Origin of the sequence: Rhizobium sp. BK313, from assembly GCF_014193655.1 — a bacterium.
Taxonomy (GTDB): Bacteria; Pseudomonadota; Alphaproteobacteria; order Rhizobiales; family Rhizobiaceae; genus Rhizobium.
In genome coordinates, this window is the sequence record NZ_JACHZQ010000007.1 from 173,911 (window position 1) to 193,305 (window position 19,395).

Below are 19,395 nucleotides of genomic sequence, written 5' to 3' on the forward strand. Positions count from 1 at the left end.
CGATCTATGTCAACTGAACTGAACCGTTCGGTTCGATTATTATACCCAGATTTCCGGTGGTAGGGCAATGTCGTCAAGTCATAGTAACAATGTAGCGCGCATCGTGGATGATTCCGCTGATGTCGAAGTGGAAGCGCAGGACGCGTCTGCTGAAGCTCCCGCCGCGGAAAAGCCTGGCAACCCACCCCCCGCCCAGGCTGCGCCTGCTGCTCCGGTCCAGGCGGCCCCACCGCCGGCCGAGAAGAAGCGGCGCAGCCTGGTGCTTCCGATCATTGTCGTTCTGGTGCTCGTTGGGGCCGGTTGGTACGGCTATGAGTGGTGGACGAACGGCCGCTTCCTGGTGTCGACCGACGATGCTTACATCGAAGGTGACATTGCGACCATCCAGCCGAAGGTGACTGGCTATGTCGCCAAGGTGGACGTCGTCGCCAACCAGCAGGTCAAGGCGGGCGATGTGCTCGCCACGCTCGACGACGGCGACTACAAGCTGGCGCTGGAGCAGTCCCAGGCTTCGCTCGACACCGAGCAATTGTCGTTGCACACCATCGATGCGCAGATTGCCGCCGGCCAGGCTGCTCTTGCCCAGTCGCAGGCGCAGAAGGTCGCTTTGGAAGCGACGGTACGCGGCGCGCAGATCACCCAGACACGCGCCGCCGAACTTCAATCGAAGTCGGTCGGCACCACGGCTTCCCTGGATAGCGCCAATATCGCCCTCGATCAGGCCAAGGCCAATCTCGTCGGCGGCGATGCGGCCATCGCGTCGGCTCAGGCCAATATCAATCTGCTGCAGGCGCAGCGCCGCCAGGCCGAAAGCACGATCAAGGGCCTGGAGGCCGCTCGCGACAAGGCCGCCCGCGATCTCTCCTTCACCGTCTTGAAGGCGCCCTATGACGGCGTTGTCGGTAATCGTTCGGTTCAGGAAGGCGATCTTGTCTCGCCGGGCCAGAAGCTGATGGCGATCGTTCCGACCAGCCAACTCTACATCGATGCCAACTTCAAGGAAACGCAGATCCAGCACCTGGTTCCGGGTTCCAAGGTCAACGTCCATGTCGACGCCTACAGCGACCATCCGATCGTCGGCACGGTAACATCGATCTCGCCGGCCTCCGGTTCGGTCTTCTCGCTGCTGCCACCGGAAAATGCGACGGGCAACTTCACCAAGGTCGTCCAGCGCGTGCCGGTTCGTATCGCCCTGCCGCAAGATGCGCTCGACAGCGGTCGGCTGCGCGCCGGTCTGAGTGTCGTCGTCGATGTCGATACCCGCACTGCGCCTGACCGTGCCGGATCGGCCAACAACTAAGTTCGGAGAGCGCCGATGGCCTCGACAGCCGCGACCGTAGGTTCGATAGCCGCTCCTGTCGCCCCAGCGGCGGACCACATGGACCCCCGTAAGCTCATCGCTTTTTTTGCGATGGTGCTCGGCATGTTCATGTCGATCCTTGATATTCAGGTGGTTTCTGCCTCCCTCAGCGAGATCCAGGCCGGTCTTAGCGCCGGCTCGGACGAAATTCCCTGGGTTCAGACGGCCTATCTGATCGCTGAAGTCATCATGATTCCGCTTTCAGGAACGCTGGCACGCATCATCTCGACACGATATCTCTTCGCGGCCTCCGCTGCCGGCTTCACCATCGCCAGCGGCCTTTGCGCAACGGCAACCAACATCGATCAGATGATCGTCTATCGTGCTCTGCAGGGCTTTATCGGCGGCGGCATGATTCCGTCGGTTTTCGCTGCCGCCTTCACCATTTTCCCGCCGTCGAAGCGCAATGTGGTATCGCCGATCATCGGCTTGATCGCAACACTTGCCCCGACCATCGGCCCGACGGTCGGCGGTTATCTCAGCCATGCGTTTTCCTGGCACTGGCTGTTCCTTGTCAACATCGGACCGGGGATCGTCGTTACCCTTGTCACCTGGAATTTCATCGACTTCGACAAGCCGGAGCTGTCGTTGATGAAGAAGTTCGACTGGTGGGGGCTGTTTTCCATGGCGCTGTTTCTCGGCGCACTCGAATATGTGCTTGAAGAAGGCAACACCAACGACTGGTTCAATGACGACTATATCGTGATTGCCGCAATTGCTTCCGCGATAGGTGCGCTCGTCTTCTTCTATCGGGCGTTCACCGTCGATTTCCCCGTCGTCGATTTGAAGGCCTTTGGTAATAAGAATTTCGCGTTTGGTTCGATGTTCTCTTTCGTCATGGGCATCGGGCTTTATGGTTTGACCTATATCTATCCCGTCTATCTCAGCCGTATCCGCGGATACGATTCGCTGATGATTGGCCAGACGATGTTCGTCTCCGGCCTGGCAATGTTCTTCACCGCGCCTCTAGCCGGCTTTCTCTCCGGCAAGATGGATCTTCGGATCATGATGATCATCGGCTTCTGCAGTTTCGCGACCGGCACATGGATTATGACGGGCCTGACGACGGACTGGGATTTCTGGGAGCTCTTCATCCCGCAGATTCTTCGCGGCTTCGGACTTATGTTGTGCATGGTGCCGATCAACAACATCGCGCTTGGAACCATGCCTCCCGCCCGCATGCGTGGTGCTTCCGGTCTGTTCAACCTAACCCGCAACCTCGGCGGTGCGGTTGGGCTCGCCGTCATCAACACGGTGCTCAGCACCCGTCAGGACGCCCACTACATGCATTTGCGCGAGCATGTAAATTGGGGGAGCCCTGCCGCCATCGATAAAATCAACAATATGACGGCCAATTTTAGTGCCAATGGCTTGGACGGTCCGCAGGCGGCGTTGCGGCAGTTGGTCAATATGGCGGAACAACAGGCGATCATCATGTCCTTCGGCGATGTCTTCCTGATGCTGACGGTATTGTTCCTTGCCATGATCTTTGGCGTATTGATGCTCAACAAACCGCAGGCTCCGCCGAAGGGCGCGGGCGGCGGCGGCCACTAGGCTGAAACGGTTTCACTCCTATCTCCCTGCAATTGAAGGGCTTCTCGATCCGAGAAGCCTTTTTCTTTTCGTAGCTATCGACAGGAAGTTTTAGGCGTCGAAAATTTCTGATTTACGTACATCAGAATTCGCAGTAAGGATTTCGTCAGGAGGAGCTGATGAGACCCACCGTTTACGACATCGCCGCTGCTGCAGGCGTCAGCCTTGCGACCGTGGATCGGGTGCTGAACCGGCGCCCGGGCGTGCGTCTCGTGACGCGCGAGAAGGTGGAAGCAGCAATCCGCGATATCGGCTATGTGCGTGATGTGGCGGCGGCCAATCTTGCCAAGGGCCGCGTCTATCCGCTGGTGTTCATCCTGCCGACCGGCGACAATTCCTTCATGCACGGGCTCTATACCGAGGTACGTCAGGCGATGACGCGCTCGACCTTCGAGCGCACAGCGATCCAGATCGTGGAGGTGCCCGCCTTCCACGCGCCGGCGCTGGTGGCCGCGCTCGACGCGTTGCAGGGCATGGACCTTGCCGGCGTGGCGTTGGTGGCAACCGACGCGCCGGACGTGCGCGCCGCCGTCGACCGGCTGGTGGCGGAGCGGATTCCCGTTGTCACCCTCGTTTCCGATCTCACCGGTTCCACACGGCATCACTATGCCGGTGTCGATAATATTGCTGCGGGCCGGACGGCGGCGCGGCTGCTCGGCCGTTTCCTCGGCGGGCGCAAGGGCGATATCACCGTTCTTGCCGGTTCCATGCTGGTGCGCGACCATCGTGAACGCCTGGAAGGATTTGCCTCCGTCATGGCCGCGGAATTTCCGCAACTGCGCCTGCTGCCGGTGCTGGAAGGCCGCGACGATCCGGAAATCGCCAACGCGCTCGTCTCCGAAGCGCTTTCTGGCAATAGTGATATCATCGGCATCTACAGCCTCGGCGCTGGTAACCGCGGTCTGATCCGGGCGCTGAACGCGACCAGGCAGGCGCGCGACCTGACTGTCGTCGTGCACGAACTGACCGAACATACCCGCGCGGCGCTGCAGAACGGCACCATAGATGCCGTTCTCAACCAGGATGCCGGTCATGAGGTGCGCAGCGCCGTACGCGTCATGAAGGCGACGGCGGATGGCCAGGATGTCATCGCCGGCCAGGAGCGCATCCGCCTCGACATTTTCTTGAAGGACAATCTGCCCTGACCATCAAAACCTGCGGCAGAGTATAGGGAGTTACATCTGATGTATTTAGGTCTCGATCTCGGAACGTCCGGCGTCAAAGCGATGCTGATCGACGGCAACCAGAAGATCATCGGATCGGCCAATGGCGGGCTCGACGTGTCGCGTCCGCATCCGGGCTGGTCGGAGCAGGAGCCGGCGCACTGGGTTCGCGCCACCGAGGAGGCGATTGCCGGCCTGAAGGCGGCGCACCCAAAGGAATTGGCAGCAGTGCGCGGCATCGGCCTCTCGGGCCAGATGCACGGCGCCACACTGCTCGACGCGGACGACAAGGTGCTGCGTCCCTGCATCCTCTGGAACGATACCCGCAGCTACCATGAAGCCGCCGCACTCGACGCGGACCCGCGTTTCCGGGCGCTGACCGGCAACATCGTTTTTCCCGGCTTCACCGCACCGAAACTCGCATGGGTCGCCAAGCACGAGCCGGATATCTTCGCCAAGGTGCGCTGGGTGCTGTTGCCGAAGGACTATCTGCGCCTATGGCTGACGGGCGAGCACATGTCGGAAATGTCCGATTCCGCCGGCACTTCCTGGCTCGATACCGGCAAACGCAAGTGGTCTTCCGAGCTGCTCGCCGCCACCAACCTCGATGAAAAGCAGATGCCGACGCTGGTGGAAGGCACGGAAGCCGCCGGCAAGCTGCGCGGCGAACTGGCATCGAAGTGGGGTATCGCCGGCGACGTCGTCGTGGCCGGTGGGGCAGGGGACAATGCGGCCTCGGCTTGCGGCATGGGCACGGTCAGCGATGGCGCCGCCTTTGTTTCACTCGGTACTTCGGGCGTGCTCTTTGCCGCCAACGGCTCGTACCTGCCGAAGCCGGAAAGCGCCGTTCATGCTTTCTGCCACGCACTGCCGAACACCTGGCACCAGATGGGCGTCATCCTGTCGGCGACCGATGCGTTGAACTGGCATTCGAGCGTCACCGGCAAATCCGCCGCCGAACTCACCGGCGAACTCGGCGATGCGCTGAAGGCACCGTCTGGTGTCACCTTTCTTCCCTATCTTTCCGGCGAACGCACGCCGCATAACGATGCGACCATCCGCGGCGCTTTCATCGGCCTCGGTCATGAGAGTGGCCGGGCGGTGCTCACCCAGGCGGTGCTCGAAGGTGTCACCTTCGCCATTCGTGATAATCTCGAAGCCCTGCGCTCTGCGGGTACCGATATCGCCCGCGTCACCGCCATCGGCGGCGGCTCGCGCTCGCGCTACTGGCTGGCCTCGATCGCTACGGCGCTCGGTATCCCAGTTGATTTGCCGGCCGACGGCGATTTCGGAGCGGCCTTCGGCGCTGCCCGTCTTGGCTTGATCGCGGCAACCGGCGCCGACCCCGTCGCCGTTTGCACACCGCCGGAAACGGCGGGCACGATCGAACCGGCAACAGCGCTGACCGGCGCTTACGAGGATGCCTACAAGCGTTACCGCGCGCTGTATCCGGCGATCAAGCCGCTGTCGGCGCATTGAGAATAATCAACTAAGATCAACGACTTCATTCCAAGGAGACAAGACATGAGCACCGGATTTTTTGGTGACATCAAGAAAGTGAAATACGAGGGCCCCGACAGCACCAATCCGCTGGCCTTCCGCCACTACAACAAGGACGAAGTGGTTTTTGGCAAGCGCATGGAAGACCATCTGCGTTTTGCCGTTGCCTACTGGCACACCTTCACCTGGCCGGGCGGCGACCCATTTGGCGGCCAGACCTTCCTCCGTCCCTGGTTCCAGGACACGATGGAAGCAGCCAAGCTGAAAGCCGATGTAGCCTTCGAATTCTTCACCCTGCTCGGCTCGCCTTACTATTGCTTCCACGATGCCGACGTGCGTCCGGAAGGCAAGAATTTCGCCGAGAATACCAAGAACCTCAATGAGATCGTCGACTACTTCGCCCAAAAGCAGGACGAAACGGGCGTCAAGCTGCTCTGGGGTACCGCGAACCTATTCTCCAACCGCCGCTACATGTCGGGTGCTGCCACCAACCCGGATCCGGATGTCTTCGCTTTCTCGGCTGCAACGGTGAAGACCTGCTTGGACGCGACGCACAAGCTCGGCGGTGAAAACTATGTCCTCTGGGGCGGCCGCGAAGGCTACGAAACCCTTCTCAACACCGACCTGAAGCGCGAGCTCGATCAGATGGGCCGCTTCCTCAATCTCGTGGTCGAGTACAAGCACAAGATCGGCTTCAAGGGTACGATCCTGATCGAACCGAAGCCGCAGGAACCGACCAAGCATCAGTACGACTACGACGTCGCGACCGTCTATGGTTTCCTGAAAAAGAACGGCCTCGAAAACGAAGTGAAGGTCAACATCGAGCAGGGCCATGCGATTCTGGCCGGCCATTCCTTCGAGCATGAACTGGCACTTGCCAATGCGCTCGGCATCTTCGGCTCGATCGACATGAACCGCAACGACTATCAGTCCGGCTGGGATACCGACCAGTTCCCGAACAACGTTCCGGAAATGTCGCTCGCATATTATCACGTGCTGGCAGGTGGCGGTTTCAAGACCGGCGGCACCAACTTCGACTCGAAGCTGCGCCGTCAGTCGCTCGATCCGGAAGACCTGCTGATCGGTCATATCGGCGGCATGGATTGCTGCGCCCGCGGCCTGAAGGCTGCTGCCAAGATGATCGAGGACAAGGCTCTGTCGCAGCCGCTCGCCAACCGTTACGCCGGCTGGGATTCGGCTGAAGGACAGAAGCTGCTCCGCGGCGAATATTCCCTCGACCAGATCGCGCAATGGGTCGAGAGCAAGGATGTCAATCCGCAGCCGAAGTCTGGCAAGCAGGAGCTGCTCGAAAACATCGTCAATCGTTACGTCTGATCGACGAAATCCGGGAGGCGATGGTCCATCGCCTCCCGTGCCTATCGCCTGAATGCGCGGCTCGAAATGGATATGGAATTTCCTGAGGGGTCCTTGGCATTGGCGAACACATAGCCGTCGGCTTGATGCAACGGCCCAAATTCAAGCCCCTGGCTGGCGCATTTGGTGCAAAAAGCGTCGACATGCTCGACGTCGAAGACCAGTTTCACCAATGATTGCCCCATCTTCTGGGCCTTTGCCGCGGGATGGATCATCAGATTGGCGCCGCCATCCGGTGCCAGCAGCTCGACAATTCGATCGCCGTCCTGTCGGAGCGGCTTGAACCCAAAATGTTTCTCATAGAAGCCGATCGTCGCTTCCACATCGCGCACATAGAGGACAAGTCTGCCGAGCGGCATGGCTAAGCGTCCCTATCGCCGGGCGCGCGATGGTGCCGAGACCGAGTTGCGCACCACAAGATCCGGCCGCAGCAGGATTTCCGTCTCGGCCGGCTGGCCGTCCGACAGGAGCTCGAGCAGGAGCGCCATCGCATGCTTGCCGATGGCGGTCCGTGGCTGCCGGATCGTCGTCAGCGACGGCGACATGAAGACAGCCTGCGGCACATCGTCGAAGCCGGTGACGGAAAAATCCCTCGGAATGTCGTAGCCGCGCGCCTTCAGCCCGATCATCACGCCGATGGCCGTCTGATCGTTGACGCACATAAAGGCTGTCGGCAGCGTGTCGCGCATGAAAAGCTGCTCGAGGGCCAGCCTTCCACTCTCGATGGTTCCGTCGCCCTCGAACACGATGCGGAGGTCGGTACCGATATCGGCGGCATCCAGTCCCGCCTCATAGCCCATGCGCCGCCGACTGTAGGCGAGGCGGGTGCGTGAATCGCCGATGAATGCAATCTTCCGATGACCCTCGGCGATCAGGAGGTCGACGGCCTTGCGCGCTCCGGCGATATCGTCCACGCCGACATAGGGAATGCCCCCATTGAAGACCGGCTCGAAAACGCCGACGCTCGGCGGAAGCCGCGCTGTCATCGTCTGGTGTCCGAAGGGCAGGATACCGGTGAATAGGATCAAGCCAGCCGCTTGGTTGGAATTCAGGAACTTCAGATATTCCAGTCCGCGCTGAGCATCGTTCTGGGTGTGGCCGATCAGAATGCCATAACCGTGCGAGCGAGCCTCATTTTCCAGCCCGATGAGAATATTGGAGAAGTTGGGATCGCCGATATCGGGTGCGACGACGAGAATCATGTTCGACCGGCCGAGCCGCAGGCTGCGCGCCATGGCATTGGTGGTATAACCGGTGATCGCAATCGCCTGGTTGACCTTCAGCCGCGTTGAGTTTGCGACCTTTTCAGGCATATGGATTGCCCGGGAGACCGTTGCGATCGAAACATTGGCAATTCGGGCGACGTCTTCGATAGTTGCGGGCGTGGAATTAGACACTGCGCTCTGCCTTGGGTCTCGTCTCGGACCGGGACACTACACAGACTTCCGCGGAGATCAAAGGCGACCGCGAAAAATTGTGCAACATGGAATGATGTAAACCTTTACACGCAATATGTAAAGGTTTACACAGCATGGAAGTGGGTGGAGCCACAGGGGAGGAAATGATGAGTTCGGAGGCCGTCGACGGTGCGGTGGTGCTGTCCGCGAGGCGAATTTGCAAGTCCTTCAGCGGCGTGCAGGTGCTGTTCAGCGTCAATTTCGATCTTCGGGCCGGTGAAATCCACGCGCTCATGGGCGAGAACGGTGCCGGCAAGTCGACGCTCGTCAAGGTTCTCTCCGGCTTCGAGCAGCCAAGCTCCGGCGAGATCCTGCTCGACGGCCAAGCCGTGAAGCTGCCGCCCAATGGCGCCGCAGAGGCGCTCGGCATCGTCATCATCCACCAGGAATTCAATCTCGCCGAACATCTGACCGTTACCGAGAGCCTGTTTCTCGGCCGTGAAGTCACACGTTTCGGTGTGCTCGACCGCAAGTACATGCGCGCCGAGACGCGGCGTGTCCTCGATCTCCTCGGTTCGCATGTCGACGTGAATGCGTTGATCGGCACGCTTTCCATCGCCGACAAGCAGATGGTGGAGATCGCCAAGGCGATCAGCCGCGATGCGAGGATCGTCTTCATGGACGAGCCGACCGCCGTGCTGTCGCGCGAGGAAACCAACTTCCTCTTCAAGCAGGTGCGCAAGCTCCGCGACCAGGGGACGAGCTTCGTGTTCGTGTCCCACAAGCTCGACGAGGTCATGGAGCTGACGGACCGGGTCACGGTCCTGCGCGACGGCCAATGGGTGAAGACATCGGAGACCTCACTGCTCGATGGCGAATCGATTGCCCAGCTGATGGTCGGGCGTGAGCTTTCCAGCCTTTATCCCGCCAAGAACGAGCCCGACGTCGATGAGAAGGTCGTGCTCGCCGTGAATTCCATTTCGACAGGCTATGTCCGTGATGCCAGCTTCGAGCTGCGCAAGGGCGAAATACTCGGCTTTTCCGGCATGATCGGATCCGGCCGTACCGAACTGATGGAGGCAGTCGTCGGTCTGCGCTCGCGGGCGGGCGGTGAAGTCATTGCCAACGGTCAACCCGTCCCGCCGCATGATGTGCATGCCGCGATCGACGCTGGTCTCGCCTATATGACCAAGGACCGCAAGTCCAAGGGCCTGCTTCTGAATTCCGGCATGACGGCGAACCTTACCCTGCAATCTCTCGATCGGCACGGCAAGTTCGGCTATCTCAGCGCCGCGAGCGAAGCGAACGCCTTGGCGCGGGCGCGCCGACGTTTCGATATCCGCGTCCGCGACGGTAACATCGTTGCCGGCCGCATGTCCGGCGGCAACCAGCAAAAGCTGCTGCTCGCAAAGGTCATGGAGACCGAGCCACAGATCATCATCATCGACGAGCCGACGCGCGGCATCGATGTCGGGACGAAACAGCAGATCTATCATTTCATATCGGCGCTGGCGCGCGATGGCCATTCGATCATCGTCGTCTCTTCAGAGATGCCTGAGGTCATCGGGTTGTGCACGCGGGTAGCCGTGATGCGCGAGGGTCGGATCGTCGGCATGCTTGAGGGCGAGGAGATCTCCGAGCAGGAAATCATGCGTTATGCGGCGGGCCTGAAGAAAAAGACAGCTGCTTGAGCGAGCGGCGAAAGCAAGGGCGTATTCCCAACAATATTGGGACGGGAGGTTGGTTTTGGATATGAGCGTGAGCGAGGATAGCAGCGAGAAGACAGGCGGACGGGGTCGGTTCTGGCGAGATGTCGATCTGCGGGCCGTCGCACCGTTTGCGGCGTTGGTGCTGCTTCTGATTGTCGGGGCATTGGTCAATCCGAATTTCATCGGCATTACCAATCTCACCAATGTCGCGACGAGATGCGCCTATATTGCGATCATCGCGGTCGGTGCCACCTTCGTTATCTCGGCGGGCGATCTGGATTTGTCGGTTGGGGCGATGGTCGCCTTCGTTGCAAGCCTTATGATTCTGCTGATGAACTCCGGCGTGATCGCCGATCCGGCGCTGATGTTGGCGGCCGCCGTTTTGTTCTCGATCATCGCTGGTGTCCTCTGCGGTCTGGCCAATGGTCTGATCACGACTATGGGCAAGATCGAGCCGTTCATTGCGACCTTGGGCACGATGGGCGTCTACCGCGGCCTGACGACCTGGTTGTCGCAGGGCGGCGCGATCACCCTGCGCTCGGCAGACGTGCAATCGCTCTATAAGCCCGCCTATTACGGTACCGTGTTCGGTGTGCCCGTTCCGATCGCCGTCATTCTTGCCGTCACCTGCGTTGCGGCCTTCATTCTTTATCGCACCCGCTACGGGCGGCATGTCATCGCCGTCGGCTCTAATCGCGACGTTGCACGTTATTCCGGCGTGGCGGTCAATCGCGTGCGTACCATCGCCTTTATCATCCAGGGACTTTGCGTTGCCATTGCGGTACTTCTCTATGTGCCGCGGCTCGGGTCCACGTCGGCGCAGACGGGTATTCTCTGGGAGCTGCAGGCGATCACCGCCGTCGTCGTGGGCGGCACGGCGCTGAAGGGCGGCGCGGGCAGGGTATGGGGCACGATCTGCGGCGCTTTCATCCTTGAGCTTGTCGGCAACATCATGCTGCTTTCCAATTTCATCAGCGAGTATCTGCTGAGTGCTATCCAGGGTGCGATCATCATCATCGCCATGCTGGTTCAGCGCTCGCTTGCTCGCAAATAGCGAATAACCGGGTTAGGGGGCGCCCGGTCATCAGGACAAGGCCCTGTCTCTATCTGGGAGGATACTACATGCGTAAAAGACTATTTGGCCTGGCTATTGTGCTGGCGGCTTTGGCCGGCACCGTGCATGCCGAGGATAAGAAGGTGACCATCGGCGTTTCCATTCCGGCAGCGGATCATGGCTGGACTTCGGGCGTCGTCTTCCATGCCGAGCGCGTCGCTAAGCTACTGATGGCGGAGCATCCTGGGCTGAACGTCATCGTCAAGACCTCGCCCGACGCGGCAAGTCAGGCAAATGCGGTACAGGACCTTGAGACCCAGGGCATCGACGCTCTGGTGATCCTGCCGTCGGATCCCGATCCGCTGGTCAACGCCATCAAGGAAGTCAAGGACAAGGGCAAGTTTGTGACGCTCGTCGACCGCGCGCCGAGCAACAATGACAATTCCGTCCGTGACCTCTATGTCGCCGGCAACAACCCGGCGCTCGGCCAGACTGCCGGCGAATATATCAAGGCCAATACGCCGAACGCTCAGGTTGTCGTCATCCGCGGCCTGCCGATCCCGATCGACCAGCAGCGTCAGGACGGCTTCGACAAGGGCATTGCGGGCTCCAACGTCAAGGTTCTCGACCGGCAATATGGCAACTGGAATCGCGACGACGCTTTCAAGGTCATGCAGGACTATCTGACGAAGTTCCCGAAGATCGATGTCGTGTGGTGTCAGGATGATGACATGGCCGTCGGCGTGCTTCAGGCGATCGATCAGGCCAAGCGTACCGACATCCAGTATGTCATCGCTGGTGCCGGTTCCAAGGATATGGTCAAGAAGGTCATGGACGGCGACAAGCTGATTCCGGTCGACGTGCTCTATCCGCCGGCAATGGTCGGAACGGCCATGGAACTGACCGCCGCCAACTTCTACGACCAGGTTCCGGTTCGCGGCAACTATATCCTGGACGCGACCTTGGTCACCAAGGACAATGCCAAGGATTTCTACTTCCCCGATTCGCCGTTCTGAACGGGCGATCCGCGGATTCCAACGAGGCGCCCGCCGGTTCCGGCGGGCGTTTTTTGTGCGCTCTGCCACAGAGTTTCGCACTGCACGACAATTTTTGCGGCACGTACCTCTTGCCGTCGACGGCGGGCCGTGATTAGGTCTCCATGCATTCGACTTTTGGCCTGACGGCCCTATTGTTTTTGAGGGAACGACGCCTTGTTCGCTCCGAATGAGGTGTTGAAACGCTTCGGAAACGTTTACAGTACACGACCAGGGAGGAATTACGCATGAAGACGATCAAGGGCCCAGGCCTGTTTCTCGGGCAATTCGCAAGTGACGAAGCTCCGTTCAACTCATGGGATTCGATCACCAAATGGGCGGCTGAGGCCGGCTATGTCGGCGTGCAGGTGCCGACCTGGGCAAGCCAGCTCATCGATCTGAAGAAGGCCGCGACCTCCAAGGACTATTGCGACGAATTCGCCGGCGTCGCCCGCGCCAACGGCGTCGAGGTCACGGAGCTTTCGACCCATCTGCAAGGCCAGCTTGTCGCCGTGCATCCCGCCTATGACGAGGCTTTCGACGGCTTTGCGGCGCCGGAAGTGCGCGGCAATCCGAAGGCGCGGCAGGAATGGGCCGTCGAACAGGTGAAGATGGCGCTGTCGGCTTCCAAGCACCTCGGTATCAAGGCGCATGCGACCTTCTCCGGCGCGCTCGCCTGGCCCTTCCTCTATCCGTGGCCGCAGCGTCCGGCCGGCCTCGTCGAAACCGCCTTCGATGAGCTCGCCCGCCGCTGGACGCCGATCCTCAACCATGCCGATTCCTGCGGCGTCGATGTCGCCTATGAAATCCATCCCGGCGAAGACCTGCATGACGGCATTACCTTCGAGATGTTCCTGGAGCGCGTCGGCAACCATCCGCGCGCCAACATGCTCTATGACCCGTCGCACTATGTCCTGCAGTGCCTCGACTATCTCGATCACCTCGATATCTACAAGGAACGCATCAAGATGTTCCACGTCAAGGATGCGGAGTTCAATCCGACCGGGCGTCAGGGCGTCTACGGCGGTTATCAGAGCTGGGTCAACCGCGCCGGCCGCTTCCGTTCGCCCGGCGACGGCCAGGTCGATTTCGGTTCGATCTTCTCGAAGCTGACCGCCAATGATTTCGACGGTTGGGCCGTGGTCGAGTGGGAATGCTGCCTCAAGCATCCCGAAGACGGCGCACGCGAAGGTGCCGAATTCGTCAAGGCGCATATCATCCGCGTCACGGAAAAGGCCTTCGACGACTTCGCCGGCAGCGGCACGGACCAGGCGGCCAATCGGCGCATGCTGGGGCTTTGATCCGAGCACCTTCCCCCACGCATTGCGGGGAAGAAGGTCAGCTGGAGCGATTGAGCGTTACGAAATCACGACAGGTGGGTGAGGGCCTTCTCGATATTCTCCGCGAATTCCGAACTTGCCGAAAGCTCGGCCCCTCACCCTAACCCTCTCCCCGCAAGCGAGGAGAGGGAACCATCACGCTTATAAATTTCTCAGGAGGAACATATGGCAATCGAAGGATCATCGGAGCAGACGCGTGAGCCGCGCATCCGGCTTGGCATGGTGGGCGGAGGCGCAGGCGCCTTTATCGGTGCGGTACACCGTATCGCCGCACGTATCGACGACCAGTTCGATCTCGTCGCCGGCGCGCTGTCGGCCTCGCCGGACAAGGCTATCGCTTCGGGCCGCGATCTCGGTCTCGATCCCGCCCGTACCTATGCGAGCTATCGCGATATGGCAATCCGCGAAGCCAAGCTGAAAAACGGTATCGAAGCGGTTTCGATCGTTACGCCGAACCATGTTCACTATGACGCCGCCAAGGAATTTCTGAAGCGTGGCATCCACGTCATCTGCGACAAGCCGCTGACTTCCAACCTTGCCGATGCGAAGAAGCTGAAGAAGGTGGCCGACGAAAGCGGCGCACTGTTCATTCTGACGCATAACTACACCGGCTATCCGATGATCCGTCAGGCGCGTGAGATGATCGCGAATGGCGAGCTCGGCGATATCCGCATCGTCCAGGCGGAATATCCGCAGGACTGGCTGACGGAGAATATCGAGCAGTCGGGCCAGAAGCAGGCCGCCTGGCGTACTGATCCGTCGCAGTCCGGCGCCGGCGGCTCGACCGGCGATATCGGCACGCATGCCTATAACCTCGCTTCCTTCGTCACAGGCCTGGAACTTGACAGCCTCGCCGCCGATCTCGACAGCTTCGTCGAAGGTCGTCGACTCGACGACAACGGCCATGTGTTGCTGCGCTTCCGAGCCAAGGGCTCGGAGAAGCCGGCCAAGGGCATGCTGTGGTGCAGCCAGGTGGCGCCGGGCCACGAGAATGGCCTCAAGCTGCGCGTTTACGGTACCAAGGGCGGCATCGAATGGACTCAAGCCGACCCCAACTATCTCTGGTACACGCCGTTCGGCGATCAGAAGCGCCTGATCACCCGCAACGGCGCCGGATCGGGTGCCGCGGCCGCACGCGTCTCTCGTATCCCGTCCGGCCATCCGGAAGGCTATCTCGAAGCCTTTGCGACGATTTACACGGAAGCTGCGCGCGCCATCAACGCCCGCAAGAAGGGCGTGGCGGTCGATCCGGCCGTGGTCTACCCGACAGTCGATGACGGCGTGAAGGGTGTCGCTTTCGTCGAGGCCTGCGTTGCCTCTTCGAAGCGCAATGGTGCCTGGATCAAGCTTTGATCTGTGGGTATGGGACGGCCGGGTTGTTTGCCGTCCCATCCTTTTCGACTTCTAACTGCAACGTTGCAGTTTTGTCATTTCAGGACTGTACAAGGACGTTTTCGTTGGTTTAAACCGCGCGCGGGCCCAATGTCATGAGCGCGGGTCGATCGCACCTAGCCGTCCCGCCGTTTGAAAGAAACGAGATTAGTCATGATTGATCCAAAGAGCTTCGCCGCCCGCTTCCCGGGCGATTTCACGTTCGGCGTCGCCACGGCCGCCTTCCAGATCGAAGGCGCCACCAAGGCGGATGGTCGCAAGCCGTCGATCTGGGATGCTTTCGCCAACATGCCGGGCCGCGTCTATCATCGCCATAACGGCGATGTCGCCTGCGATCACTATAACCGCCTGGAGCAGGATCTCGATCTGATCAAGGATATGGGCGTAGAGGCCTATCGCTTCTCAATCGCCTGGCCGCGCATCATTCCCGATGGCACCGGCCCGGTGAACGAAGCCGGTCTCGATTTCTACGACCGCCTCGTCGATGGCTGCAAGGCGCGGGGTATCAAGACCTTCGCGACGCTCTATCACTGGGATCTGCCGCTGACGCTTGCCGGCGACGGCGGCTGGACGGCGCGCTCGACGGCGCATGCCTTCCAGCGCTATGCCAAGACCGTCATGGCCCGCCTTGGCGACCGGCTCGATTCCGTCGCCACCTTCAACGAGCCCTGGTGCATTGTCTGGCTTAGCCACCTCTACGGCGTCCACGCGCCGGGCGAACGCAACATGCAGGCGGCGCTTTATGCCATGCACTACATGAACCTCGCGCACGGCCTCGGTGTCGAGGCGATCCGCGCGGAAGCCCCCAAGGTGCCGGTCGGCATCGTGCTCAATGCCGCCTCGATCCTTCCGGGCTCCGATAGCGCCGAAGATCATGCCGCCGTCGAGCGCGCGCACCAATTCCACAACGGCGCCTTCTTCGATCCGATCTTCAAAGGTCAGTATCCGAAGGAATTCGTCGAGGCGCTCGGCGACCGCATGCCCGTTGTCGAGGACGGTGATCTGAAGATCATCAACCAGAAGCTCGACTGGTGGGGCCTCAACTACTACAAGCCCGACCGCGTTTTCGATGATGCGACCAAGAGCGGCGAATTTCCCTGGACGACCGAGGCGCCGCCGGTCAGTGCCGCCAAGACCGATATCGGCTGGGAAATCTACGCTCCGGGCTTGAAGCACGTCGTGGAAGATCTCTACAAGCGCTACGAACTGCCGGAGTGCTACATCACCGAAAACGGCGCCTGCTACAACATGGAGGTCGTCAAGGGCGAAGTCGACGACCAGCCGCGCCTCGATTACTACATCGATCATCTCGGCATCGTCGCCGACCTGATCAAGGACGGTTATCCGATGCGCGGTTATTTCGCCTGGAGCCTGATGGATAACTTCGAATGGGCGGAAGGCTACCGCATGCGTTTCGGCCTCGTGCATGTCGACTACGAGACGCAGGTGCGCACGGTGAAGAAGAGCGGCAAATGGTACCGCGAACTCGCCGGTCAATTCCCGAAGGGGAACCATAAGACGGCTTGATTCATGTCGTCTTTCCGACCCCCTCAACAGGGAGAGGATGGGTCGCCCGAATCGGCAGCGCTTGATAGGTTTCGCACATGATCCAGCGTCCGCTCACCTTCTACGCGCTCTGCGGCAGCCAAAGACAAGCCTCCACCAGCCTCCGGCTGCTGGAGGCTCTGCAGCTGATATCTCCTGACGGAATTTCCGTCGAAATATGTGATTTGATCGGCAGTCTGCCGATCTTCAATCCGGATCAAGAAGGTGACAGGACGCCCGCTGTTGTCGAAACATTCGCCGCAAAGATCCGCAATGCGGACGGGCTGATCGTCTCCTGCCCGGAATATGCCCACGGCATCCCCGGCGGGTTCAAGAACGCGCTGGATTGGCTGGTATCGCGCGACGAGGTTCCGTTCAAACCGCTGATGTTTGCGCATGCGTCGCATCGGGGCGATCTTGTGCTGGAGCAGTTGACCGAAGTGCTGAAGACCATGTCGCTCCGTATCGTGCCGGAGGCTTTTCTGCGCGTGCCGCTCGCCGGCAAGAGCGAGGAGGCTCAGGCGACGGTGCTTGCGGAGATGCAACAGAACTGCGTGCTAAGAGCCGGCCTCGATCGTTTTGCGCAGGAAATCCGCGCATCTGTATGAATGCTTGCTGCGCCAATAAATATACAACCCTTTCACGCAATAATCATAGGTTCGCTTTAACCGTTTTTTGAAGACCTGACGGCACACTTCCCAAGCCAAGGAGAAGCGCATTGGGAGCAGTTTTCGGGTCATTCCAGCGGAGTACGCAAATCGGTCGTCATTCTATCGTGACGGCCGTTTTGTTTTCATTCGCTTTGGTCGTCACTGTGGTCACGCTGATGGTGCTGACGGCGATCGGCCGCGTCGCAGACTATTCCAATAAATTGGACGACGAGCGCTCCTGGGAAACCACTGCCGGGGCGCTGAAGACCTTTGAAGGCCTGCTCGACGCCACGCTGCATGACTATGCGGCGCGAAACGCTGCCGCCAGGAATGTCTATGAAGAAAACGATCAGGACTGGATCGCCGGCAACTATGGCGAAATGTCCTCCGATGGTGCCCTATTCGACATGGCGCTGGTCGTAGACGACAGCAACAAGCCCGTCATTGCCTATCGGGACGGCAAACCGATGACCGAAGGGATCGAGGATGTTTTCGATGCCTCGATGTGGGCCTTGGTGGATCAGGTACGCAAGACGCGGATAACCAGCGTGCCGGAGGCGAGCGGCTATGTGATGACCGATAAGGGCATCGCCGCCGTCGGCGTAGCGACGATCCGTGAAAAATCCGGGCATATCCCCGTGCCGGAAGGCAAGCGCCGTTATCTGATCTTCGTCCGGCATCTCGATGCGGCCAAGATCAAGATGCTATCCAATACCTATGTCATCAGCGGCCTCAGGCTGGTGCCGCCGGACACGAGCGCGCGCTATGCCGTCTCTATCGTCGATCCGCTCGGCAAGCCGCTGGGGCGGCTGGTCTGGACCTCGCGCGGGCCCGGGGACGTAAGCTATCAACAGGCTCGTCCGCTGGTGCTCGGCGCACTCGGGCTGGTCGGCATGTTCTTCGTGGTGCTGCTGATTCTGGGGTCGCTGGCAGGTCGCCGGCTGAGAGCGGAAGAGACGCTGGCGCGGCAGGGCTCGCTGCGAGACCGACTGAGCGGCCTTCTCAACCGCGAGGGCCTGCGCCTCGATGTCGACCGGTTGGTCGAGAGCGCTCGCGCCGACGGCAGCAATGTCCTGCTTCTCTATCTCGATCTCGACGGCTTCAAGGAGATCAACGACGCCTATGGCCATGGCACTGGGGATCAGTTGATCCGCGCCGTCGCGGCCGGCCTGAATGTGCTCATTCCGCCGAAGGCGGCGCTCGCGCGGCTTGGCGGCGATGAATTCGCCGTTGCCTTTCCGACCAAGGAACTGAACGACGCACCGGCGCTCAGGCTTGCCGAACAGGTGCTGGATTTCTTTGCCGAGCCGTTGGAGATCGGCCGTCGCGTGGTCGTGGTCGGTGCCAGCATCGGCATTGCCAGCTCGCCGGAGGGCCGGATTGGCCGCGAGGAGCTGGTGCGCCGTGCCGACCTTGCCATGTACAAAGCCAAGGAAGCCGGCCGTGCCCGCATGACCTGCTACGAGACGGCCATGGACGCCGATCGCGAGGAACGCAATGCGCTGGAACTCGATCTGCGCAATGCCATCGAAAAGGAAGAGTTGACGCTCGCCTACCAGCCGCTGGTCAACGCCACGACCCATGAGATTACCGGTGTTGAGGCGCTGGTGCGCTGGAACAGGCCGGGACATGGACCGATATCGCCTGACGCCTTCATTCCCGTTGCCGAAACCAGCGGTTTGATAGAGGCACTTGGGCTGCTCGTTCTGCGCAAAGCCTGCGAGGCCGCGCAGCAATGGCCGGATCTGCGGATTGCGGTCAATGTCTCGCCGGGGCAATTCCGCAATCCCGCCTTTGCCGACTATGTCCGGCATGTCCTGAACCAAGCGGAGATCGAAGCCGAACGCATCACGCTGGAAATCACCGAGGGCTATATCATCCAGAACCCGGAGCGCACCCGTCAGTCGATCGAGCGGCTGAAGGCGCTTGGCGTCAAGGTGGCGCTCGATGACTTCGGCTCGGGCTTCTCTTCGATTGGCTATCTCCGCCAATTCGGTTTCGACCGAATCAAGATCGACCGGTCGCTGACCATGAATGTGCTGGAGGATAGTCGCGCTCGCGAGATGCTGCAGGCGACAGTGGCATTGGCGCGTTCGCTCGACATTCCCGTGACGGCGGAAGGCATCGAGACGAAAGAGCAGGGGATTGCGCTGGAACTCTTCGGCTGCGACGAGCTGCAGGGTTATTTCTTCGGCAAGCCGCTGCCGGAAGGTGAGATCAGCAAGCGGCTGAGGGCGCAGATGGCCCGCGTACTCGACGGCGAGCGCGAGGCAGCCGCCTAAAT

At 60.5% G+C, this 19,395-nt stretch carries 15 protein-coding genes; 13 read left to right on the forward strand and 2 right to left on the reverse strand.

The genetic code is table 11. The features are described 5' to 3' along the window. Nucleotides 1–67: 67 nt before the first annotated feature. The 5 genes from FHT86_RS29240 to xylA all read left to right on the forward strand — a co-directional run bounded on the left by FHT86_RS29240 (nucleotide 68) and on the right by xylA (nucleotide 6,951). Nucleotides 68–1,300 carry an HlyD family secretion protein gene (locus FHT86_RS29240; protein WP_133710413.1) on the forward strand — a complete coding sequence of 411 codons (1,233 nt, stop codon included), beginning with the start codon at nucleotides 68–70 and terminating at the stop codon, nucleotides 1,298–1,300. A 15-nt stretch (nucleotides 1,301–1,315) separates the two neighbouring features. Next, nucleotides 1,316–2,914, forward strand: a complete 1,599-nt coding sequence (locus tag FHT86_RS29245) for a DHA2 family efflux MFS transporter permease subunit (protein ID WP_133710414.1) — start codon at nucleotides 1,316–1,318, stop codon at nucleotides 2,912–2,914. A gap of 158 nt (nucleotides 2,915–3,072) precedes the next feature. Beyond that, nucleotides 3,073–4,098: a LacI family DNA-binding transcriptional regulator gene (locus tag FHT86_RS29250; protein WP_133710415.1), complete on the forward strand. Its 1,026-nt coding sequence runs from the start codon at nucleotides 3,073–3,075 to the stop codon at nucleotides 4,096–4,098. A 39-nt stretch (nucleotides 4,099–4,137) separates the two neighbouring features. Then, nucleotides 4,138–5,595, forward strand: coding sequence for a xylulokinase (gene xylB / locus FHT86_RS29255; RefSeq protein ID WP_133710416.1), 1,458 nt, complete (start codon nucleotides 4,138–4,140; stop codon nucleotides 5,593–5,595). A 45-nt stretch (nucleotides 5,596–5,640) separates the two neighbouring features. Next, entirely contained in the window at nucleotides 5,641–6,951 is a 1,311-nt protein-coding gene (xylA, locus tag FHT86_RS29260) for a xylose isomerase (protein ID WP_133710417.1), read from the forward strand. 41 nt (nucleotides 6,952–6,992) lie between these two features. On the opposite strand, the gene FHT86_RS29265 is transcribed toward xylA, so the two are convergent. Next, on the reverse strand, nucleotides 6,993–7,349 hold the full coding sequence (locus FHT86_RS29265) for a VOC family protein (protein WP_133710418.1): 357 nt from the start codon (nucleotides 7,347–7,349) through the stop codon (nucleotides 6,993–6,995). 12 nt (nucleotides 7,350–7,361) lie between these two features. Continuing rightward, on the reverse strand, nucleotides 7,362–8,387 hold the full coding sequence (locus tag FHT86_RS29270) for a LacI family DNA-binding transcriptional regulator (protein WP_133710419.1): 1,026 nt from the start codon (nucleotides 8,385–8,387) through the stop codon (nucleotides 7,362–7,364). Between the two features lie 167 nt (nucleotides 8,388–8,554). Here FHT86_RS29270 and FHT86_RS29275 point away from each other — a divergent pair, with 167 nt between their 5' ends. The 8 genes from FHT86_RS29275 (at nucleotide 8,555) to FHT86_RS29310 (ending at nucleotide 19,393) form a co-directional block, all read left to right on the forward strand. Further along, nucleotides 8,555–10,078, forward strand: coding sequence for a sugar ABC transporter ATP-binding protein (locus tag FHT86_RS29275; RefSeq protein ID WP_133710420.1), 1,524 nt, complete (start codon nucleotides 8,555–8,557; stop codon nucleotides 10,076–10,078). Nucleotides 10,079–10,139: 61 nt separating this feature from the next. After that, nucleotides 10,140–11,150 carry an ABC transporter permease gene (locus FHT86_RS29280; RefSeq protein WP_133710421.1) on the forward strand — a complete coding sequence of 337 codons (1,011 nt, stop codon included), beginning with the start codon at nucleotides 10,140–10,142 and terminating at the stop codon, nucleotides 11,148–11,150. Nucleotides 11,151–11,218: 68 nt separating this feature from the next. Continuing rightward, nucleotides 11,219–12,166: a substrate-binding domain-containing protein gene (locus FHT86_RS29285; RefSeq protein WP_133710422.1), complete on the forward strand. Its 948-nt coding sequence runs from the start codon at nucleotides 11,219–11,221 to the stop codon at nucleotides 12,164–12,166. A gap of 266 nt (nucleotides 12,167–12,432) precedes the next feature. After that, nucleotides 12,433–13,485: a sugar phosphate isomerase/epimerase family protein gene (locus FHT86_RS29290; protein ID WP_133710423.1), complete on the forward strand. Its 1,053-nt coding sequence runs from the start codon at nucleotides 12,433–12,435 to the stop codon at nucleotides 13,483–13,485. Between the two features lie 204 nt (nucleotides 13,486–13,689). After that, complete coding sequence (locus FHT86_RS29295; protein ID WP_133710424.1) at nucleotides 13,690–14,877, forward strand: Gfo/Idh/MocA family protein; 1,188 nt, start codon at nucleotides 13,690–13,692, stop codon at nucleotides 14,875–14,877. 192 nt (nucleotides 14,878–15,069) lie between these two features. Then, a complete protein-coding gene (locus FHT86_RS29300) occupies nucleotides 15,070–16,443 on the forward strand; it encodes a GH1 family beta-glucosidase (RefSeq protein WP_133710425.1) in 1,374 nt (457 codons plus the stop codon). Between the two features lie 77 nt (nucleotides 16,444–16,520). Further along, nucleotides 16,521–17,069 (forward strand): NADPH-dependent FMN reductase, encoded by a 549-nt coding sequence (locus FHT86_RS29305; protein ID WP_210298063.1) that lies wholly within the window; start codon nucleotides 16,521–16,523, stop codon nucleotides 17,067–17,069. 110 nt (nucleotides 17,070–17,179) lie between these two features. After that, nucleotides 17,180–19,393 carry a bifunctional diguanylate cyclase/phosphodiesterase gene (locus tag FHT86_RS29310; protein WP_133710426.1) on the forward strand — a complete coding sequence of 738 codons (2,214 nt, stop codon included), beginning with the start codon at nucleotides 17,180–17,182 and terminating at the stop codon, nucleotides 19,391–19,393. The last annotated feature ends 2 nt before the right edge of the window (nucleotides 19,394–19,395 follow it).

Excerpts from the sequence above, each read along its gene's own strand:
- FHT86_RS29240 (WP_133710413.1), top strand. The coding sequence starts at position 68 with ATGTCGTCAAGTCATAGTAACAATGTAGCGCGCATCGTGGATGATTCC.
- FHT86_RS29245 (WP_133710414.1), top strand. The coding sequence starts at position 1,316 with ATGGCCTCGACAGCCGCGACCGTAGGTTCGATAGCCGCTCCTGTCGCC.
- FHT86_RS29250 (WP_133710415.1), top strand. The coding sequence starts at position 3,073 with ATGAGACCCACCGTTTACGACATCGCCGCTGCTGCAGGCGTCAGCCTT.
- xylB (WP_133710416.1), top strand. The coding sequence starts at position 4,138 with ATGTATTTAGGTCTCGATCTCGGAACGTCCGGCGTCAAAGCGATGCTG.
- xylA (WP_133710417.1), top strand. The coding sequence starts at position 5,641 with ATGAGCACCGGATTTTTTGGTGACATCAAGAAAGTGAAATACGAGGGC.
- FHT86_RS29265 (WP_133710418.1), bottom strand. The coding sequence starts at position 7,349 with ATGCCGCTCGGCAGACTTGTCCTCTATGTGCGCGATGTGGAAGCGACG.
- FHT86_RS29275 (WP_133710420.1), top strand. The coding sequence starts at position 8,555 with ATGAGTTCGGAGGCCGTCGACGGTGCGGTGGTGCTGTCCGCGAGGCGA.
- FHT86_RS29280 (WP_133710421.1), top strand. The coding sequence starts at position 10,140 with ATGAGCGTGAGCGAGGATAGCAGCGAGAAGACAGGCGGACGGGGTCGG.
- FHT86_RS29285 (WP_133710422.1), top strand. The coding sequence starts at position 11,219 with ATGCGTAAAAGACTATTTGGCCTGGCTATTGTGCTGGCGGCTTTGGCC.
- FHT86_RS29290 (WP_133710423.1), top strand. The coding sequence starts at position 12,433 with ATGAAGACGATCAAGGGCCCAGGCCTGTTTCTCGGGCAATTCGCAAGT.
- FHT86_RS29295 (WP_133710424.1), top strand. The coding sequence starts at position 13,690 with ATGGCAATCGAAGGATCATCGGAGCAGACGCGTGAGCCGCGCATCCGG.
- FHT86_RS29300 (WP_133710425.1), top strand. The coding sequence starts at position 15,070 with ATGATTGATCCAAAGAGCTTCGCCGCCCGCTTCCCGGGCGATTTCACG.
- FHT86_RS29305 (WP_210298063.1), top strand. The coding sequence starts at position 16,521 with ATGATCCAGCGTCCGCTCACCTTCTACGCGCTCTGCGGCAGCCAAAGA.